Genomic DNA, 18822 nt, shown 5'->3' with positions numbered 1-18822 from the left:
TCGTCGCTCATCGACGCAAAACGGCCAGCCTTCGGATTCGAAGGCTGGCTTTTTTTGTGCGCCTGCCGCCGCGACGCCCGGCTATTCAAGTTCCCCCTTCACCTGCCGATAAGGCGAATGTCAACAAATCTGAACCCGCCGCAGGCAAGCGGCGGTGTTTGCTCGATTGGCGTCCGAAAACATGTGCCGTCGTCACACGGAAATACGGCTCGTAACGTCTGTATCAGTGTGTGAGAGCGGGGCGTTTTTATTAAATGTGACTTTACAATCCCGCCAGCTTTTCGATCGGCAAACAGGCACCCATACAGCAGGAGTCGAACAACAATGAGAAAGCGTTTCGACAGAACGATCTTGGCCAGTCTCGCCGGCGCATGGGTTGCGTTGGCCGTCAGCGGTTGCGCGAACGTCGGCCAGCAGAATGCGCAGAACGGTGTGGCCGCCGCGGCCTCAGGCGTGGCGACCGCAAACGCGGGTGCAACAGCGGCTGGCGATCCATCAGCGGTGGCACCGCTGTCGACCGATGCCAGCGATAACGCGTCGCTGAAAAAATCGCCGCCGCTCGTGTATCGCGTGAGGCGTGGCGACACGCTCGCGCGGGTTGCGCAGCGTCACCATGTCAGCGTCAAACAGTTGCAGGCGTGGAACGGGCTGAAGGCGTCGGCGCGGCTGAAGCCGGGGCAGGTGCTGCATGTCGCGTCGCCGGAGACGGTGCGCGCGGTGCAGCAGGCCAATGCGGCGGCCGCCGCGAAGGCCGCGGCGCAACCTGCGGCGCAGAGCGCTTCACAAGCTGCGGCACCCACCGCCCCGCATACTGCGGCGCAATCGGCCGCAGCGGCTCCGGATGCCAACGAAGTCCGCGCCGTCACGCAGGAAACCCGCCGGCATGCGAGCAGCGTGACGCTCGCCTGGCCTGCCACGGGTGGCGTCGTCGAAGCGTTCCAGCCGGGCGAGACGCGCGGCATCGAGATCGGCGGCAAAGCGGGCGATCCGGTCCGTGCCGCCGCCGACGGCAGGGTGATGTATGCGGGTACCGGTCTGAACAGCTACGGCAGCCTGATCATCGTGCAGCACAACAAGGATTTTCTGACCGCGTATTCGCACAACCGCAAGCTGCTGGTCAAGATGGGCGACATCGTTCGCAAGGGACAGCAGATCGCGGAGATGGGCGACGAAAACAACTCGCGTGTGTCGGTCGGCTTCGAAGTGCGGCGCGACGGCAAGCCGGTCGATCCGCTGCCTTATCTGCCGCAGGGGCGCGGCTGAGCTTTCCTGTTCCCGCAAAAGCTCAAGGCGAATTTATTCAGCTAAGCCAGGTAATTCGATCGACCGCGCATTCCGGCGGTCGTCGAATCGTTGCGAATCTACCGTCGTTGCAACGGTGAGGAAATCCAGGAGCCGGCAGGCGGCGCGCACGCCGTCGCCGTGCTCCGGGTGAATCTTCGTTACCTGGTTTGCACACCGCGCAGCAATCGCGATACCTCGCCGTGGTAATGCAGAATCGCGGGATCGGCCTGCAAGAGCGGTAGATAGCGCGGCAGGAAGTGGTTGTTCGGCTGATCGGGCGAGAACAGGCCGACCACGGCCTCGGCGGTCGCGAGACGGTCGCCCGGTTCGGCTTCCGGGTCGTCGAGAATTTCGTCGACGCTCGCAATCACCGTCGATAGCGGCGTCAGCCAGCGAAACCCCGAGCCGTTGATCAGCACCTGCAGGAATGCCGCCGGCGTCACCGGGCCGAATTCCTTTTCATACGCGGCGCGTTCGTGATCGAGAATCGCCTTGTGCAGCGCAAGCAACGGTCGGCGAATATCCGAGAGGAATTGAGTGCATTGCGGGTCGTTCATCGGCGGCTCCTGCGGCTGAGGTGACTCGACAGTATCGCGCATCGTGACACGACACAGTGCGATAGAACGCTTACCCGATCACGCTAACGGGTTGAAGCGTCGATGTAAACGCATCGGTTCCGTCGCTCCATCCGATGCGCCGCGCATAGCACGCCACATGCCGCTGTGCGGCTCAAAGCGAACTTCTTTCGCCACGACTACAATCAGCCGGTTTTATGGCGACATCCGCTCGACCACAGGCCGATTTTCATTGCGTATTAGCGCGTCATGCCGAACAAAACCGGCAGGTGCTCGCGGTCTGGTGCGGCGTCGCGATCTAAACCGCGTGACCACAACAACACCCCACCGGAGCCGCTCATGACGACGTTCAATATCAACGGCGAAACCCATACCGTCGATGCCCCGCCCGACATGCCCCTGCTATGGGTGCTGCGCGATCTCGTCGGGTTGACCGGCACCAAGTTCGGCTGCGGCATCGCGCAATGCGGCGCATGCACCGTGCATCTCGACGGCGTCGCGGTGCGTTCGTGCGTGTTTCCGGCCGCGGCGGTCGGCGAGCGCAAGATCGTCACGATCGAGGCGGTCGGCGCGACGCCCACGGGCCAGAAAGTGCAGCAGGCGTGGCGCGAGCTCGACGTCGTGCAATGCGGCTACTGTCAGTCGGGGCAGGTGATGTCGGCGGCGTCGCTGTTGGCACGCAATCCCAATCCGAGCGATGCGGACATCGATGCCGCGATGGCCGGCAACATCTGCCGCTGCGGGACCTACCACCGCGTGCGCGCTGCGATCAAGCACGCCGCGAAGGGGGCCTGACATGTCCCAGGGATTGCTCGATGCACACAGCGGCGCGCAGACGCCGGACACCAGCACGCAGTCTGCGCGCGGCATCTCGCGGCGCAGCTTCCTCAAATTCGGCGTGACGGTCGGCGCCGCGGCCGGCGGCGGTCTGTTGCTCGGCTTCAGCATGCCGGCCGCGAGTCAGGATCAGAAGGCGGGCAAGAGCGTGATCGGCGGCGATGCGAACGAGGCGCCGCAAAGCGGCGTGTTCGCGCCGAACGCGTTCATCCAGATCGATACGGCCGGCAAGGTCACGCTCGTGATACCGAAGGTCGAGATGGGTCAGGGCGTCTATACCTCGATCCCGATGCTGATCGCCGAGGAGCTCGAAGTGCCGCTCGACGCGGTCACGCTCGATCACGCGCCACCCAACGAAAAGCTCTTTATGGACCCGCTGCTCGGCGGCCAGCTGACCGGTGGCTCGACGTCGATCCGCTTCGCGTGGGAGCCGATGCGCCGCGCGGGCGCGACCGCGCGCGTGATGCTGATCGGCGCGGCCGCGCAGCAGTGGCAGGTCGATGCGGCGAGTTGCCATGCGCAGGCCGGTCAGGTGATCCATGCGGCGAGCAATCGCAGCGCGAGCTACGGCCAGCTCGCGCAGGCCGCCTCCGCGCTGCCCGTGCCGCAGAACGTGCCGTTGAAAGACCCGAAGGATTTCAAGCTGGTCGGCACGCCGGCGAAGCGTCTCGATTCGCCGGAGAAAGTCGACGGCACCGCCATGTTCGGACTCGACGTGCGCGTGCCCGACATGGTCTACGCGGCGATCGCGAACTGTCCGGTGTTCGGTGGCACGCTCGCGAGCGTCGACGATACGCATGCGAAGACGATTCCCGGCGTGCGCAAGGTCATCAAGCTCGACAACGCGGTCGCGGTGGTCGGCGACCATACGTGGGCCGCGAAGCGCGGCCTGCAGGCGCTCGACATCAAGTGGAACGAAGGCGCGGGCGCGCAGGTATCGATGAAGCGCATCGTCGACGATCTCGCCGCGGCCTCGCAGCACGGCGGCGCGGTGGCGCGCAAGGAAGGCGATGTCGGTCGCGCGTTCGGTGATGCAAAGTCGCGCGTCGACGCGGTTTATCAGCAGCCGTTCCTCGCGCACGCGACGATGGAGCCGGTCAACGCCACGGTTCATGTGCGCGGCGACGCGTGCGAAATCTGGCTCGGTTCGCAGGTGCCGACGCGCGTCGTCGATGCGGCGGTGGCGGTGACCGGTCTGTCGGCCGACCAGATCATCGTGCACAACCATCTGATCGGTGGCGGCTTCGGGCGGCGGCTCGAAACCGATATGGTCACGCAGGCCGTGAAGGTCGCCAAACAGGTATCGACGCCGGTCAAGGTGCTGTGGACGCGCGAGGAAGACATCCAGCACGACATGTACCGCCCGTACTACTACGACACGATCTCGGCCGGGCTCGACGCGAACGGCAAGCCGCTCGCGTGGCAGCATCGCATAGCCGGCTCGTCGATTCTGGCGCGCTTCGCGCCGCCCGCGTTCAAGAATGGCGTCGATCCCGACGCCGTCGAAGTCGCCGCCGATCTGCCGTACGACCTGCCGAATCAACTGATCGACTACGTGCGCGTGGAGCCGCACGCGGTGCCCACCGCGTTCTGGCGCGGCGTCGGGCCGACGCGCGGCACGTTCGTGGTCGAGAGCTTTATCGACGAACTCGCCGCGCACGCGAAGATCGATCCGGTGCAGTACCGGCGCGACCTGCTCGGCAAATCGCCGCGCGCGCTGAACGTGCTGAACGTGGCCGCGCAGGCCGGCAACTGGGGCAGCGCGCTGCCCAAGGGGCAAGGGCGAGGCGTCTCGGTGATGCACGCGTTCGGCAGCTTCTTCGCGATCGTGCTCGAGGTCGCGGTCGAGCAGGGCGAGGTGACGGTCACGCGCGTGAGCTGCGCGGTCGATTGCGGGATGCTCGTCAATCCGAACACGATCGAGGCGCAGGTGCAGGGCGGCATCATCTTCGGCATCACGGCGGCGCTCTATAGCGAGATCACGATCAAGGACGGCCGCGTCGAGCAGAACAACTTCACCGACTACCGGATGCTGCGCATCAACCAGACGCCGCCGATCGACGTGCATATCGTGAAGAGCGTCGAGGCGCCCGGCGGCATCGGCGAGCCGGGCACCGCCGCGCTCGCGCCCGCGCTGACCAACGCGATCTATGCGGCGACCGGCACGCGGCTGCGGCAATTGCCGGTCGGCCGTCAACTGCACAGCGCGTGACGCGAAAGGAGCCCGACATGAAAAACACGTTGAAGGGTCTTGGCACGGCGTTGTGCGTTGCGTTGCCGTTGCTCGTCCAGACGCCTGCCGGGGCGGCGACCGCGGCGGCCAACGCCGGCGCGGATCAAGCGCTCGTGCAACGCGGCGCCTATCTCGCGCAGCTTGGCGATTGTGCTGCCTGCCACACCGCGCCGAAAGGCAAGCCGTTCGCCGGCGGCTTGCCGATGAGCACGCCGATGGGCCGCATCTACGTGACCAACATCACGCCCGATGCGCAGACCGGCATCGGCGGCTACACGGAAGCGGAGTTCGCGCGAGCGTTGCGCGAGGGCGTGGCTAAGGACGGCCACAATCTGTATCCAGCGATGCCGTATCCGTCGTACGCGAAGGTCAACGACGACGACGTGAAGGCGCTGTACGCATTCTTCATGCACGGCGTCGCACCGGTCCAGCAGGAGAATCGCGAGGCCGACATCAAGTGGCCGCTGAACATGCGCTGGCCGCTGATGTTCTGGAACATGGCGTTCCTCGACAAGGGCGCCTATCGCGACAAGCCGGGCAAGGACGCTGCGTGGAATCGCGGCGCGTATCTGGTGCAAGGGCTCGGGCATTGCGGGTCGTGCCATACGCCGCGCGGCGTCGCGTTCCAGGAAAGCGCGCTCGACGAAAGCGGCAGCGCGTTCCTGAGCGGCGCGCTGCTCGACGGCTGGTTCGCGTCGAATCTGACCGGCGAGCACAACGCCGGGCTCGGCCGCTGGACGGACGAAGATCTGCGCACGTTTCTGAAGACCGGCGCGAATCGCCATGCTTCCGCGTTCGGCTCGATGACGAGCGTGATCAACAACAGCACCCAGGCCATGAGCGATCAGGATGTCGCGGCGATCTCGACCTATCTGAAGTCGCTGCCGCCGGCGGGCGGCAACGCCGCGCCGCCCTATGCGTACGATCCGCAGGCGACGAAGGTATCGCTCGATCGACCCGCGAACGATGCCGGCGCGCGCGTCTATACCGCGTATTGCATGCATTGCCACGGCGTCGACGGACGCGGCTTCGCGCCGATGCTCGCGCCGCTCGCGGGCAATCCGAACGTGCTCGCGAAGGACGCGTCGTCGCTGATCAACGTGACGCTGAACGGCACCGGCGATCTCGTGATCAACGGCGTGCCGTCGCCGTTCCCGATGCCGGGCTTCGCTGCGGTACTCGACGACCGGCAGATCGCCGACGTGCTGAGCTTCGTGCGCGCGGGCTGGAACAACGGCGCGCCGGCGGTCGGGGCGGCGGAAGTGGCGAAGTTGCGGCAATCGACGCAGGCAGGGCGTTGAGCATTAAGGGTCCCCCCGAGTGACGGTTCCTTGCACTTGTATTTACACTTCGCCTCTTGTCTTACAAGATGTGGCGGTTGTGACAGATGCAAGCGAATCGAAACCATTTCGTTGGGGAAAAGTTAGTGTCGAAGCATCAGAATCTTGAAAAAGCGTCGCCCGCAACGGGCGACGCCTTGCGTATTTCGCGCCGTGATTTCATCGGACTGGGCGGGGCGCTTGCGGCGACCTCGCTGCTGTTGCCATCGATTGCAGGGGCGCGCGCGACTGCATCGCTGATCGATGCAGCTTCAGGCGGTGTCTTCGATGTGCGTGCTTACGGTGCGCTGGGCGACGGCAAGGCCATCGATACCCCGGCCGTGAATCGGGCCATCGAAGCGGCCGCGGCCGCGGGAGGAGGGACGGTTCGCTTTCCGGCAGGTACCTACCTGTGCTACTCGATTCGCCTGAAGAGCTCGGTGGCGCTTTACCTCGAACAAGGATCGACGATCCTGGCGGCGAGCACCCCGCGGGAGGGAACGTCGAGCGGCGGCTATGACGCGGCGGAATCCAACGCGCCTTGGGAAGCCTACCAGGATTTTGGTCACAACCATTGGCACAACAGCCTGATCTGGGGCGAAGGACTGCACGACGTCGCCATTCTCGGCCCGGGTCGCATTTGGGGCAAAGGGCTCAGTCGCGGGCATGGCGGCGACCCGGATCTGCCCATTGCCGAACGGCCCGGTGTGGGCAACAAGGCGATCGCCTTGAAGAACTGTCGCAACGTCATCCTGCGCGATTTCTCGATCCTGGCGGGCGGACATTTCGGCATTCTGGCGACCGGCGTCGACAACTTCACCGTCGACAATCTGATCATCGATACCAACCGCGACGGCATCGACATCGATTGCTGTCGCAATGTCCGCGTGTCGAACTGCACGGTCAATTCGCCCTGGGACGATGGGATCTGCCCGAAGAGTACCTATGCTCTCGGCTATCCACGGGCCACGGAAAACGTGACGATCACCAATTGCTACGTGACCGGCGGCTATGAGATGGGGTCTGTTCTCGACGGCAGCTTCAAGCGCTTCGGGCCGGAATTCGACTTGAATCCCTGGAACCGTACCGGCCGCATCAAATGCGGAACCGAGTCGAATGGCGGGTTCAAAAACATCACGATTTCGAACTGCGTTCTGGAAAGCTGTCGCGGGCTCGCGTTGGAGACCGTGGACGGCGCGGTTCTGGAGGACATCACCATTACCGGCATCACCATGCGTGATGTGCGCAATTCGCCGCTGTTCTTCCGTCTGGGGGCGCGAATGCGCGGTCCAAAGGGCATGCCGCGCAGCACCTTCCGCCGCGTGCTGGTCAGCAACGTGACCTGCAGCGGCCCGGCCAACACCATGCCGTCGATCATCAGCGGCATACCCGGATCCTCGATCGAGGACATCAAGATCAGCGACTTCTTCGTCCAGCAGAAGGGCGGCGGGACGAACGAACTGAATCAATGGACTCCGTCCGAACGGGAAACGGATTATCCCGAGCCGTTCCGCTTTGGCCCGCTCCCGGCGTACGGGTTCTACATGCGCCATGTCAACAACATCGAATTCAGCAATGTGGAAATCGCCAATGTCGCCGCCGATGCGCGGCCGGCACTTTGGCTGGACGACGTGAACGACTCTGATTTTTCCCGCCTGACCTTGTCGAAGGGCCGCGGTGGCCCGGCATTCGTGCTGAACAGGGTGAGTGGTTTCCGCGTCACGGGAAGCCGCAGCCTGCCCGACATGATGCTGTCGGACATCGCGCACCGCGAAATTTGACGAGCAAGGAGATCAGAATGTCGATGAAACTTATGGCGGCTGTCTCCGTGGCGGCCGCTCTGGCCGCGTGCAGCCACATCACCACCACCGCGCCGATGGCCTCCGCCGGACCCCAAAGCCCGTATGTGAAGGCCGAGTTGGCGATCGATGCCTACAAGAACGAGCCCGGCTGCCGGGGGCCGTCGTTCCAGGCGGCCACCAATGCCGTCAATGAATTGAGCGCCGAGGTTGCGAGGGCTGGGGCGTCCACTGACCCGGGCGCGACAGATCTCAGGTTGAAGCACTATGTCGCCGCGTTCGATCTTGGCGACACGGCAAAGGCCAAACATTGTCTGGACGAAGCCGAAGCGATCTATCGCGGAATGCTCGATCAGTATCCCGATCTGGCCTACGGACACCTGCATGAACGGTCGAATGCGGGTCTCGCCGATGTTCGGCAGATGAGAGCGCAAGGTGCTCAAGCCCAATAAATAGTTGATAGCCGATCAGTGCCATCTGCGTGCGGGGGTGTTTTATGCCCCTTGCACGGATCGGCGAAGCGGTCATGCACGTTGTCGTCTTCATTGACTGCCCCTGGTTGACACCGAGTTGACAAATCCCTTAACAAACTTGTAACACAACTTACATAAACTTCGTGCGGGTCAAATACCGTCGGGTGTATCCGGCTTATAACGAGGGATAGTTGTGAATAAAATTCGGTTGCGCAGGGGTGCGCTCTCGATGCTGGCAAGCATCGGCGTAATGGCAGGCTTGTCTGCCTGTGGAAGCAGCATCAGCGGTTCGGACGGCAGCCCGAAGGTCACCGGTCAGGTGCTCGGCAGCTATATCCAGAATGCGGCGGTCTGCCTGGATGTGAACAACAACGGCAAGTGCGACCAGGGCGAGCCTGTCGCGCGCTCGGATGCCCAGGGCAAGTTCTCGATCTCCGATACGAGCAACGGCTCCTGGAAGTATGTCGTTGCCGACCTGAGCGCTGCCACGGAGAACGACGCATCGGGCAAGAACATGGGCACGGCGTTCAACAGCACGGCTACGTTCCGTTCGCCGCGCGGTGTCAGTTCCGTCAGCGCGATCACGACGCAGCTTTCGCAACTGATGGACAGCGGCCTGTCGCAGTCGGATGCTCAAACGCAACTGGCGAACAAGATCGGCACGACGCCGGACGCCCTGCTGGGCGACTTCAACACCAACGGCAACGCCGTGGTGAAGGCAGCGAGCGACCAGTACATTGCAACCGTCGCTTCGAGCAAGGCGATCAAGCACGTCTGGGTTATCGTGCTCGAAAACAAGAGCGCGGAATCGACGTACGGCACGACGGCCTCGGATTCGAACCAGGACCCGTACCTGAAATCGCTGGTGCCGCAGGGTACTTACCTTGCGAACTACTACGGCACCGGCCACGTGTCGCTGGACAATTACATCTCGATGGTATCGGGCCAGCCGTCGACGCACGACACCGAAACGGACTGCTTCCAGGTGTGGTCTGATATCGTGGATTCGGGCAGCGACTCGACGAACCCCAAAGTTCTCAAGGCAGGCACGGACGTCAACGGCCACCAGAGCGGCGGCTGCGTGTTCCCGGCTCGCGTGCAGCATCTTGGCAACCAGATGGAACAGGCCAAGCTCACGTGGCGCAGCTACAACGAGGACATGGGCAACGACCTGAACCGTGACGGCACGAGAACATGCTCGTTCCCGCGCCGTACCGCACAGCTTGCGGGCACCGACCCGACCAAGGCTGTGGACGGCACGCAAGCCGCGCAGGCTCCTTCGGCTTCGGGTGACAAGCCGAGCGATGAGTACGCAACGCGACACAATCCGTTCCCGTATTTCCACTCGACCATCGACGATCTGGCGAACTGCGACGCGCACGTGGTCAACCTGCAAGACGATCTGGCAACGGATCTTCAGTCGATTGCCACTACGCCGAACTTCTCCTTCATCACGCCGAACCTGTGTGACGACGGTCATGATGGTGACGGTACGGGCACTGCGGGCAAGGGCTGCGCAAACGGTCAGCCTGGCGGTTTGACTTCGATCGACGCGTTCCTGAAGAAGACGATCCCGATGATCCAGGCATCGCCCGCCTACAAGCAGGACGGCCTGATCATCATCACCACGGATGAAGGCGTCGTGGCCGGGCTTACGCCGACCACGCAAGTCAGTGCCGATGGCAAGACGCTCTCCCTGCTGGAGCCGGAGATGGGTAACCAGTGCCCTGGCTGCAACCAGCAAACGGGTCCGAACGTGACGCGTCCGGAACAGGTCACGATGTCCACGCTGCCGGTGGCTGAAGCAAGCCTGCTCGGTATTAACCCGGCAACGCTGCCTGCATCCGTGCAGAACGTGTCGATTGCGTTGAACTACCTCGGCGTCGGTGGCGATCAGATTGGTACGCTTCTGCTGTCGCCGTTCATCAAGGGCGGTCACGTGGATAGCACCGGCTACAACCACTACGCGCTGCTGCATTCGCTCGAAGACAACTTCGGCATCGGCTCGTATCTTGGCTACGCCGACGATGCATCGCTCAAGCCGATCTTCACGTCGGCCAACATCGATAACCGCTAATCTCTGGCGGTCCTGCAAGAACTCTGTTGTCCCAGCCCGGTTCTCCGTTCGAACCGGGCTGTTTTCTTGATCCGTTATGCGCCAATTTTCTTCAAGGGCTGTTCTCGCAACGGCCCTTTGCCTTTTCCTCCTGTCCGCATGCGACAAACACGCGGCGGACGCTCAAGCAGCCCCGGTCAAAGCAGGTGCTTCTGATCTGGCGGCTATCGGCAAGGCAGCGTTCTTCGATCCGTCGCTGTCGGCTTCCGGCAAGCAGTCGTGTGCCTCCTGTCACAGCCCCGCGAATGCCTATGGGCCGCCGAACGGTCTGGCTGTCCAGCTGGGTGGCCCGCACCTCGATCGAGCCGGGCTGCGCTCGGTGCCGTCGCTGCGTTATCTGCGTTCCGTGCCTTACTGGACGTACACCCAGGCAAATAGCCTGAAAGAGCGCCTCGAGGACGGCGACAATCAGCCCATCGGCGGATACACCTGGGATGGGCGCTACAACACCCCCGCGGATCAGGCTGCTTTTCCCCTGCTCAATCCGGATGAAATGGCCAACACCAGCGCGGATGACGTGGCGAAGAAGCTGAGCCAAAGCGCCTACGCACAGCAGTTCCGGGACGCATTCGGCCAGGACGTTTTCTCGCGACCGGCGCAAGCGCTGGCGGACCTTGGAAAAGTATTGCAGGCATTCCAGTTCAATGATCCGTCGTTCGCGCCGTATTCCAGCAAGTTCGACCGCGTGCTCGACGGCAAGGATCAATTCACGCCAGCGGAAGCGCACGGATTGGCGCTGTTCAGCGACCCGGACAAGGGCAACTGTGCAAGCTGTCACCTGGTCGACAAAGGTGCTCACGGCTCGCATCCGGCATTGACGGATTACAACTTCCAGACGCTGGGTGTGCCACGCAACATGGACATTCCGGCCAACCGCAATCCGAATTTCTTCGACATGGGCTTATGCGGGCCGCTGCGTGAAGACCAGGCAAAGCAGAAGTGGTTCTGCGGCATGTTCCGCACGCCCACGCTTCGCAACGTCGCCACGCGCCGCGTGTTCTTCCACAACGGCATGTTCCATACGCTCGAAGACTCGATGCGCTTCTATGTTCAACGCGACACGAACCCGGAGAAGTGGTATCCGAAAGACGCGCACGGGCACGTCGTGAAGTTTGACGACCTGCCGAAGAATCTGCGCAGTAACGTGGATATCAAGACGCAGCCGCTGACGAATCACCTGGGCGGCAAACCGGTCTGGTCAGACTCGGATATCCGCGACGTGGTGGCGTTCCTGGATACCCTGACCGACGCGGACGCAAAGACAGTGCCTCGCTAATGTCGTGCAGGAAAATGAAAACCCGGTCAGTTTTTGAACCGGGTTCTTTCTATGCGATTCCCTTGAAATGACCGTGGGCCGCACATGTCATCGTGTTCGCCGGGCAGATCAATGCAATGCATCGAGAAATGGTGTGTCTGGGTCACTGGCATAAAATACAACGACGCGGAGCGAATCGCTGTTGCTGCGGTTATAGCCGGTCATCTTCACATTCGGTGGCTCTACCATCGCCTGACCTTGCCTCACGGTGACGGGCGCCATGCCTTCCATTTCCAGCGTGAAGGCACCCTCCAGCACATAGACCGTCACCGGAAACCTGTGGGTATGAAAGACGGTTTTATCACCGGGTTTGAAAGTCGCTGTCAGGACGCGTAGTTCCTGCTTTTCGCCTCTCGGCATGCCATCTACAGTTTGCTGAAGCAGTATTTGAGGCTTGACGGCTCCCGCCTCCTGCGCGGCACAAGGTAGGAAAAAGCCCACGGCGATGGCTGCTAAAGCCAGACTGGTGATCGTCTTCACAATGTGTGTTCCGTTCGAGTGCCTTGCCGAGGGATTCCGAAGTATCTGGCTGATCGTCGCGAGGCTGCGAGGTGCGTTCTTGATGCTAGGCGAGCGTGCGCCTCATCAGCTTTCTATTTCTGTGACTTATGTGCGTGAGGGCACACACTCGGTAAGGTGCTGTAAGAAGTGCCCAGCCGCTTAACGCCATTTGAGAGACTGCACCCGTGCAAGGTTGCATTGATGGCCGCACGGAGCCCAACAGCGCGCTGGTCATGTCATCGCTAGACAGACGATCAACGTACAGCAGACGCGGGTAGTGGTTCGGCGGGATCTGCTTACGTAAGATTCAAACCGCCGTCCGAAAGCAGAATCTCACCCGTTAGATAATCCGAAGCGACCAGGAAGGCAACCGCCTGAGCGATATCGCCGGGGCTTGCGGGCCGCCGCATCGGTGAACGCTCTTTCCAGAGTTGCTGAACTTGCGTCCACTCCGCCGTTAGAGGCGTGTCGACCAACCCTGGCGCGACAGCATTGACGCGGATGTCCGGGGCAAGCGAAAGTGCGAGCAAGCGCGTGACATGGTTCAACGCCGCCTTGGTTGCTGCATAAGGAATGGACGCACCTTTAGGTCGTACTCCGGCATGCGAACTCACGTTGACGACGCACCCCGGCCTTCCTCGCGCCGCAGATCCACGCAGCGCCGATTGCGCTTCGCTTACCAGGCGAAACGGCGCAACCACATTGACTTCATGCAACTCCTGCCAAACGTCCGGCGTGGCAGCCGCCAGATCGTGATGGGGGATGACTCGACTGATGCCCGCGTTATTGATGAGAACGTCGAGTCGGCCCCAAACGCCGATCGCCTCGCGGATCAGATTCACTCGCTCTGCATCGTTGGCCAGATCGGCTTGCACGTACGCGGCGGAACCGAGCTCGCGGGCCAACGCGAGCCCCGCATCGACGGAACTGCGCGAATGGAGAACGACAGAATATCCATCCTTTGAAAGCCGTCGCGCGATCGCAGCGCCAATCCCGGAGGTCGAGCCGGTCACGAGAGCGACAGGAGCTGAGGTCTTCACAGTGGCCATGCGGTCCTCTAAAAGCCAACCATTGGTCGGCGATTGTCGGCGATTCAGGGTCCTGTGTCGAATGGCTCAAAGTGGCCGCGGCACGTCCCACTACCGCGCGCGCCAATCAAGTCACCAGGACGTGCATCGGCCGCCCCTCAGCCGTCTCCCCAAGCGTCGACCTCTGCACGAAGCACAGCAACCACGCCAGTCCAGTCACCTCGCGTCGCCTGTCGAAACAGCCGCGCCGTCGGATACCAAGGGCTATCGCTCCTGTCGAGTTGCCATCTCCAGTCCGGCATAAACGGCAGAGCAATCCATACGCGCTTCCCAAGCGCCCCAGCCAGATGCGCCACAGCCGTGTCAACAGTGATAACGAGGTCGAGTCGATCGATCAGCGCAGCGGTCTCGGCGAACGTGGTGAGTCGCGCGGAAACATCTCGCAGCAACCCGCGTTGATCGAGTTGCGCGAGGCACGCACGATCACTGTCGCGTACATCCTTTTGCAGCGCGAAGAAATTCGCATCGGCCTCCAGCAAGGGCTTCAGTTGCTCGAGCGAAATGGACCGATTGCGATCATTCACATGTGTCCGGCTTCCCGACCACACGATTCCGATGTTCGGCCGTCGAGCGGAGTCTGCAAACAGATGATCCCATTGAGCGGCAAGTGCACCGTCTGCGTGCACGTAGGGTCCAGGCACCCCGAGATCGGCGGCACGCATCTTGAGCGCAAACGGCAGACTCAGGGTTGGAATGTGATAGTCGAAATCTGGAACCGGCGCTGTCTCGCCGATGACTTCGGCCGCGCCCCGGTAATTCAGGAGGAGTGGCAGTAGCGCATCCTGAACCCGCAACACGACGCGAGCACCCGCCTCACTGAGTCGATCCACGAAGCGCACGAATTGCAGCGTGTCGCCGAACCCCTGCTCATGGTGAACAAAAATTGTCTTGCCATCGATCGGCTGGGCGCCTGTCCATTGAGTGCTCTGCGCAAGCCCGTGGTTTTGGGTGCCATCGCGCCAACGCCATTCGTATTCGCGCCAGCCGTGCTCGAATTCACCGAGCAGCAAATTCGTCTGAGCGCGATTGGTGCGGGCGCCGGCGTCGTTCGAATCGAGCGAAAGCGCCTTCTTGAACTGAAGCAAGGCCTCGTCGAAGCGTAGCAGATCTCGCAACGCGACCCCGAGATTGACGTAGGCGCGCACGAAGCGCGGGTTGATCGCGATCGCCTGTCGGTAGGCGTCCAGTTCGTCGTCGTAACGCGCCATCGCACCGAGCAGGGTTCCCCGGTTGTAGTGCGCTTCGGCTGATCGTGGGTGGGTTTTGCACAGATGCTCCAGCATGTCGAGCGCGCGCTGCGGCTCGCCAATCTGTGTCAGCGACATGGCGGCGCCATGCAGCGAGGCGGCATGGTCCGGAAACCGGGCGAGGCAGCGCTCGAACAACGCTATCGCACCATCGTGACGTTGCGCGGACTGACAGACCTGGGCGGCGAAATTTAGTTGCTCCGCGGCCATGGGCATCTGCGCGGATGCCTGTATCAGGTACTCGGCCGCGCGTGCATGATCGCCCTGTCTGACGGCGATATAACCGAGGCCTTCGAGAATGGCGCCGTGATCGGGCGCGGTCGCCAGCATATTGCGCAGCAGAAGTACGGCATCGTCGAATTGCCCGGCCGCGACGTACTTTTGCGCGGTGGCAAGAGCATGTTCAATATCGGGGTTCATGGCAATGAAGATCGGTGCATCAATCCAATGGGTCGATTGATCGGCGATCGTTCATTGTACGGGATCGCGTAAAGCGGGCCCGGAGACCGGTGCAATAGCAGCGTCGGGACCCGGCCACAACCCTCACTTCCCGCACTTCAGCGATGCTGTCCCACCTTCTGCCGCTTCTCCAGCACGCGCGCATACCAGGTCAGCGGGAAACACATCGCAAAGTAGAGCATCGCGACCATGCCGTAGATCGGAAACGGCCGGAACGCGGCATTCGTGATCATCGTGCCGGTCTTCGTCAGTTCGATGAAACCGATGATCGACGCGAGCGCGGTGCTCTTGACCACCTGGACCAGAAAACCGACGGTCGGCGCAACCGCGATCTTCAGCGCCTGCGGCCACACGATATAGCGCAACTGCTGGCCGAACGTCATGCCGAGGCTCGCGCCCGCGGCCCACTGACCGCGCGGCACCGCTTCGACGCAGCCGCGCCAGATGTCGACCAGATACGCGCTCGTGTAGAGGGTCAGCGTGACGGTCGCGGCTGCCCACGGCGACACGTCGATACCGAGCAGCGGCAAGCCGAAGAACGCGAGAAAGAGCTGCATCAGGAGCGGCGTGCCCTGAAACACCTCGACGTACAGCACGACGATGCGCCGCAGCCATGCGATCGGCGACACGCGCATCGCGAGCAGCACGAGCCCGACTATCCCGCCGCCGACGAACGCGATCAACGACAGCAGCACGGTCCAGCGCGCGGCCAGCACCAGATTGCGGGCGATGTCCCACAGCGTGAATTCGACCATGATCAGCGCTCCGTCGGCAGGGTGCGCGCGCCGCGCCACATCAGGCGGCTGCGCCAGTTGCGCGGCAAGCCGTCGTTGCCGCTACTGTTGTTACCGCGTGCCGCGCGGCCCGCGAACAGCCCGCGGCCGAAGCGGTTCAGCAACAGCCGCAACGCGATCGACATCAGCAGATACGTCGCCGTGATGATCAGGTAGCTCTCGAACGAGCGGAAGTTGCGCGACTGGATGAAGTTCGCCGCATAGGTCAGGTCGGGCACCGAGATCTGCGACACGACGGCCGAGCCGAGCATCACGATCAGCACCTGGCCGAGCAGCGCGGGAAACACATTGGCGAGCGCCTGCGGCAGCACGACGTAGCGGAACACCTGGCGTCCATGCAGGCCGAGCGCCTGGGCGGCCTGCACCTGGCCGCGTGAAATCGAATCGATGCCGGCGCGCACGATTTCGGTCGCGTACGCGCCCAGATTGACGGTCATCGCGAGAATCGCGGCCTGGATTTCGTCGATATGAATGCCGAGGCTCGGCAAGCCGAAGAACACGAAGAACAACTGCACGAGAAACGGCGTGTTGCGGATCAGCTCGACGTAGCTTGCGACCAGCCAGCGCGCCCACTTCGGCCCGGCCGCCGCAATGCTCGCGCCGGCGATGCCGACGAGGCCGCCCGCCAGGGTCGAGACGGCCGTGAGCCCGAGCGTCACGGCGGCGCCGCGAGCGAGCATCCCCGCATAGAGGCCGAAGCCGCTGAAATCGAACGCGTAAGTCATGGCCTCGTGCCCATCGTGGGATCAGGTTGCGGCGCGGCGTTCAGGGCGTCGCGCCACAGGGTTCAAAGATCGGCCGGCAGCGGCGCGCGCAGCCACTTCTGCGAGATCGCGTTCAGCGTGCCGTCCTTGCGGGCCTTGGCAATCGTTTCGTCGACCTTCGCCTTCAGGCGCGGCTCGTTCTTGTTCAGACCGACGTGATCGGGCGAGCTGAACAGCGCGAACTTCTGCTCCGGATCGTTGGCCGGATGCCGCGCGAGAATCGTCGCGCCGACGTCGTTGCCGACCACCATCAACTGTACCTGACCAGAAAGAAACGCCGAAATAGCGCCGTTCGGATCGTCGAAACGTTTGATGTTGGCCGACGGCGGCGCGATCTTCGTCACGCTCAGGTCTTCGAGCGTGCCGCGCGCGACCGAGATCGACTTGCCGGCGAGATCGGCGGCGCTCTTCACCTGCAGCGTCTTCGGGCCGAACACCGCGAGGTAGTACGGCGCATACGGTTGCGAGAAGTCGATCACTTTTTCGCGCTCCGGCGTCTGGCCGACCGACAGCAGCATGTCGGCCTTGCGGTCGGCGAGGAAGGCCATGCGGTTGTCGCCGGTGACCGGCACCAGCTCGACCTTCGCGTTGAGCGTCTTGCCGATCAGATTGGCCATGTCGATGTCGTAGCCGACCGGCTTCATGTCCGGACCGATCGAGCCGAACGGCGGATAGTCCTCGAACACGCCGATGCGCACGGTGCCGGACTTCGCGATGTCGTCGAGCGCGTCGGCATGCGCGGCCGACGGCAGCGCGGCGAGCGCGCCGAGCGCGGTCATCGCGAGTGTCGCGGCGAGCGTCGCGAACACGCGGCGGGGCGAGTGGAGAGCGGAGCGCTGGTTCATGATGGGTTCCTCTGTCGAAAGGCGGTTTTATTGAAGGCGAAGCGTGTGTGAGGTGGTCAGCCGGCCGTCAGTCGGCCGTCACGCGGCGCGCGGGGCGATCAGCTTGCACGCATGCGGCGGCAGTTCGGCAAGCACCGGCATGCCGAGCGCGAGTCCCGGCGTTTCGCGCGGCGTGGTCGCGGCGGTCAGCGTGAAGCCCGCGCAATCGATCGTCGCTTCGAGCGAGGAACCGACGTCGCGAATGAACGTGACGGTGCCAGGCAACCGGTTCGGGTGCGCGGGTTCCGTGGCCGCCTTCACGCAGATGTCCTCGGGGCGAATCAGCAAACGGATCGCGTCGCCGGACCCGGGCGCTGGCCGGGCATCGGCGAGCAGCGTGTCCGGATTCGGCGTGACCGCGATGCGGCGTCCGCCCGGCAGGCTCACGACGCCCGCGCCATCGTACTGCACCGGCAGGATATTGCCGAGCCCGATGAAGTCGGCGACGAACTCGCTGACCGGATCGCGGTAAATGTCGAGCGGCTTGCCGACCTGGGCGATGCGGCCTTTCTCCATCACGACGATCTCGTCGGCCATCGTCATCGCTTCGCGCTGATCGTGCGTGACCATGATCGTCGTGATGCCGAGGCGTTGCTGCAGCAGGCGGATTTCGACCTGCATCGCTTCGCGCAGCTTCGCGTCGAGCGCGGACAGCGGTTCGTCGAGCAGCAGCAGTTTGGGCTCCGAAGCAATCGCGCGCGCGATCGCGACGCGCTGACGCTGCCCGCCCGAGAGCTGCGTGACGGGCCGGTCCGCCATGTGCGGCAGCTGGATCAGTTCGAGCAGCTCGGCGACGCGGCGCGTTTGCCGGTCTTTCGCGACCTTGCGCAGCTTCAGCGGATATGCGACGTTCTGCGCGACCGTCATATGCGGAAACAGCGCGAGCGACTGGAACACCATGCCGAAGTCGCGCCGGTTGGCCGGCAGTCGCGTAATGTCGCGGCCGGCGAAATGGATGCTGCCCGAGCTCGGCATTTCGAGCCCGGCGATCATCCGCAGCAGCGTGGTCTTGCCGCAGCCGGACGGGCCGAGAAAGCACACGAGCTTGCCGTCGGGCACGCTGAGGTCGACGTCGTCGACGGCATGCACGGCGCCGAAGCGGCGCGTGACGGCTTGCAAGGTCAGGTGGGTCAT

At 63.2% G+C, this 18822-nt stretch carries 16 protein-coding genes; 8 read left to right on the top strand and 8 right to left on the bottom strand.

The window, feature by feature from the left end; translation table 11 throughout:
- Positions 1 to 324: 324 nt before the first annotated feature.
- A complete protein-coding gene (locus CI15_RS10400; RefSeq protein ID WP_062127373.1) occupies positions 325 to 1263 on the top strand; it encodes a peptidoglycan DD-metalloendopeptidase family protein in 939 nt (312 codons plus the stop codon).
- A gap of 179 nt (positions 1264 to 1442) precedes the next feature.
- Here the strand turns inward: CI15_RS10400 and CI15_RS10395 are convergent, their stop codons facing one another.
- Positions 1443 to 1841 carry a hypothetical protein gene (locus tag CI15_RS10395; RefSeq protein WP_062127370.1) on the bottom strand — a complete coding sequence of 133 codons (399 nt, stop codon included), beginning with the start codon at positions 1839 to 1841 and terminating at the stop codon, positions 1443 to 1445.
- A 357-nt stretch (positions 1842 to 2198) separates the two neighbouring features.
- Between CI15_RS10395 and CI15_RS10390 the strand changes: the two genes are divergently transcribed.
- The 7 genes from CI15_RS10390 (at position 2199) to CI15_RS10360 (ending at position 11912) form a co-directional block, all read left to right on the top strand.
- A complete protein-coding gene (locus tag CI15_RS10390) occupies positions 2199 to 2654 on the top strand; it encodes a (2Fe-2S)-binding protein (RefSeq protein WP_062127367.1) in 456 nt (151 codons plus the stop codon).
- Between the two features lies 1 nt (position 2655).
- Positions 2656 to 4908 carry a xanthine dehydrogenase family protein molybdopterin-binding subunit gene (locus tag CI15_RS10385; RefSeq protein ID WP_062127364.1) on the top strand — a complete coding sequence of 751 codons (2253 nt, stop codon included), beginning with the start codon at positions 2656 to 2658 and terminating at the stop codon, positions 4906 to 4908.
- 17 nt (positions 4909 to 4925) lie between these two features.
- A complete protein-coding gene (locus CI15_RS10380) occupies positions 4926 to 6230 on the top strand; it encodes a c-type cytochrome (RefSeq protein ID WP_062127361.1) in 1305 nt (434 codons plus the stop codon).
- A 125-nt stretch (positions 6231 to 6355) separates the two neighbouring features.
- The gene (locus CI15_RS10375) at positions 6356 to 8029 is read left to right on the top strand and encodes a rhamnogalacturonidase (RefSeq protein WP_206597767.1); all 1674 of its coding nucleotides are present in this window, start codon (positions 6356 to 6358) and stop codon (positions 8027 to 8029) included.
- Positions 8030 to 8046: 17 nt separating this feature from the next.
- The gene (locus CI15_RS10370) at positions 8047 to 8499 is read left to right on the top strand and encodes a hypothetical protein (protein WP_062127358.1); all 453 of its coding nucleotides are present in this window, start codon (positions 8047 to 8049) and stop codon (positions 8497 to 8499) included.
- Positions 8500 to 8770: 271 nt separating this feature from the next.
- The gene (locus CI15_RS10365; RefSeq protein ID WP_062127355.1) at positions 8771 to 10597 is read left to right on the top strand and encodes an alkaline phosphatase family protein; all 1827 of its coding nucleotides are present in this window, start codon (positions 8771 to 8773) and stop codon (positions 10595 to 10597) included.
- A 76-nt stretch (positions 10598 to 10673) separates the two neighbouring features.
- Positions 10674 to 11912 (top strand): cytochrome-c peroxidase, encoded by a 1239-nt coding sequence (locus CI15_RS10360; protein WP_062127352.1) that lies wholly within the window; start codon positions 10674 to 10676, stop codon positions 11910 to 11912.
- 108 nt (positions 11913 to 12020) lie between these two features.
- On the opposite strand, the gene CI15_RS10355 is transcribed toward CI15_RS10360, so the two are convergent.
- The 7 genes from CI15_RS10355 to CI15_RS10325 all read right to left on the bottom strand — a co-directional run bounded on the left by CI15_RS10355 (position 12021) and on the right by CI15_RS10325 (position 18822).
- Complete coding sequence (locus CI15_RS10355) at positions 12021 to 12431, bottom strand: cupin domain-containing protein (protein WP_062127350.1); 411 nt, start codon at positions 12429 to 12431, stop codon at positions 12021 to 12023.
- Between the two features lie 317 nt (positions 12432 to 12748).
- A complete protein-coding gene (locus CI15_RS10350) occupies positions 12749 to 13501 on the bottom strand; it encodes an SDR family NAD(P)-dependent oxidoreductase (protein ID WP_062127348.1) in 753 nt (250 codons plus the stop codon).
- Positions 13502 to 13638: 137 nt separating this feature from the next.
- Positions 13639 to 15207: a tetratricopeptide repeat protein gene (locus CI15_RS10345; RefSeq protein WP_062127344.1), complete on the bottom strand. Its 1569-nt coding sequence runs from the start codon at positions 15205 to 15207 to the stop codon at positions 13639 to 13641.
- Between the two features lie 137 nt (positions 15208 to 15344).
- Positions 15345 to 16001 carry an amino acid ABC transporter permease gene (locus CI15_RS10340; RefSeq protein WP_062127342.1) on the bottom strand — a complete coding sequence of 219 codons (657 nt, stop codon included), beginning with the start codon at positions 15999 to 16001 and terminating at the stop codon, positions 15345 to 15347.
- 2 nt (positions 16002 to 16003) lie between these two features.
- Entirely contained in the window at positions 16004 to 16765 is a 762-nt protein-coding gene (locus CI15_RS10335; RefSeq protein ID WP_062127340.1) for an amino acid ABC transporter permease, read from the bottom strand.
- Between the two features lie 62 nt (positions 16766 to 16827).
- Positions 16828 to 17649 (bottom strand): transporter substrate-binding domain-containing protein, encoded by an 822-nt coding sequence (locus CI15_RS10330; protein ID WP_062127337.1) that lies wholly within the window; start codon positions 17647 to 17649, stop codon positions 16828 to 16830.
- A 78-nt stretch (positions 17650 to 17727) separates the two neighbouring features.
- Positions 17728 to 18822 carry an ABC transporter ATP-binding protein gene (locus CI15_RS10325; RefSeq protein WP_062127334.1) on the bottom strand — a complete coding sequence of 365 codons (1095 nt, stop codon included), beginning with the start codon at positions 18820 to 18822 and terminating at the stop codon, positions 17728 to 17730.

It is taken from the genome of Paraburkholderia monticola, from assembly GCF_001580545.1.
GTDB classification, from domain to species: Bacteria; Pseudomonadota; Gammaproteobacteria; order Burkholderiales; family Burkholderiaceae; genus Paraburkholderia; species Paraburkholderia monticola.
This window is presented reverse-complemented; position numbering and strand designations above follow the sequence as displayed.